The organism is Micromonospora sp. NPDC048830, from assembly GCF_043198215.1.
Lineage (GTDB): Bacteria > Actinomycetota > Actinomycetes > Mycobacteriales > Micromonosporaceae > Micromonospora.
Genome location: NZ_JBICUP010000141.1, coordinates 1 through 1142, shown reverse-complemented (window position 1 = coordinate 1142; position 1142 = coordinate 1). Strand labels below are relative to the sequence as shown.

Annotated in this window: 1 pseudogene; it reads right to left on the bottom strand. The window is 66.0% G+C overall.

The annotated features are described in order from the left end of the window. Window positions 1-1113, bottom strand: a pseudogene (locus ACGFIZ_RS34285) (hypothetical protein); the annotation flags it as partial. Window positions 1114-1142 lie beyond the last annotated feature (29 nt).

The window sequence follows — 1142 nt, the reverse complement described above, 5'->3', positions numbered from 1 at the left end:
GAAGATGCCGCCGCCGTCGTTGCTGGCTTTGTTGTTTTCGACGGTGACCTTCTTGAGGTGTAGGACGGTGTCCTTGGCGTAGATGCCGCCGCCGCTGTCGCAGGCGGTGTTGTCCTTGATCTCGGCGAAGGAGATGTCGACGAAGCCGTTGTTGGTGTAGATGCCGCCGCCGTTGTCGTCGGCGGTGTTGTGGCTGATGGTGCTCTTGGTGATTTCGACGGTGCCGGTGGCGCGGTTGTCGATGGTGAGTTTGGGTTCGTAGGTGGAGGTCTTGGGCTCGTGGGAGTCCTTGTGCTCCTTGGTGTCGCCGTTGGCGATGCCGCCGCCGTTTGCGCCGGCGGTGTTGTTGGTGATGCGGGATTCTTTGATCTTGAGGACGCCGGTGTTGAAGATGCCGCCGCCGTTGCCCTTGGCGTGGTTGTCCTCGATGGTGGTGCGTTCGAGGACGGTGCGGCCGAAGTTGGCGATGGCGCCGCCGTTGCCGCTGGCGTTGTTGTGGGCGAGTTTGCTGTCTTCCAGGTTGAGGGTGCCGCCGCGCTTGACGAGTACGGCTCCGCCGTCGGCGCCCTCGTCGGGCTTGCTGGACCAGTCCGAACCAGGCATGGTGCCTGGTGCGCCTGGCACGACCCCCGGTCCAGCCGGTGCGGTGCCCGGTCCAGTCGGTGCGGTGCCAGGTGCGGCTCCCGCTCCGCTAGGCGCAGTCGCCGGTCCGGCGGGTGCGACCGTCGGGGCGCCGGCTGTGGCGCCTGGCGCGGTGGGTGTGCCGGGTGCGGCGGGGCCGGCGGGTGCGGACATGCCGTTCTGCCAGGGTTCTTGTTCGTCCTTCTTCTTCTCGTGGGAGGCGTTGCCGTCCTTGACGGTGACGCCCTTGAGGGTGAGTTCGCCGCCCTCGCCGACGGTGAAGATCCGGAACGCGTCCTGGGAGTCGCGCTTGATTGTGGAGTTGTCGCCCTTGATCTTGATGCGCTGGTGGATCGTCGGTAGGGCTGAGCCGTTCTTCTTGTCGTGGTCCTCCAGCTCGTACTCGCAGTCACGGGCGAGTTTCAGCGTGCCGCCCTCCTCGTTGTTGAGCCGGACGAACGCCTCCACCAACGCGTCGTCGTCACAGCGCACCTCACGAACCTGGCCCTCGTCGTGATCGC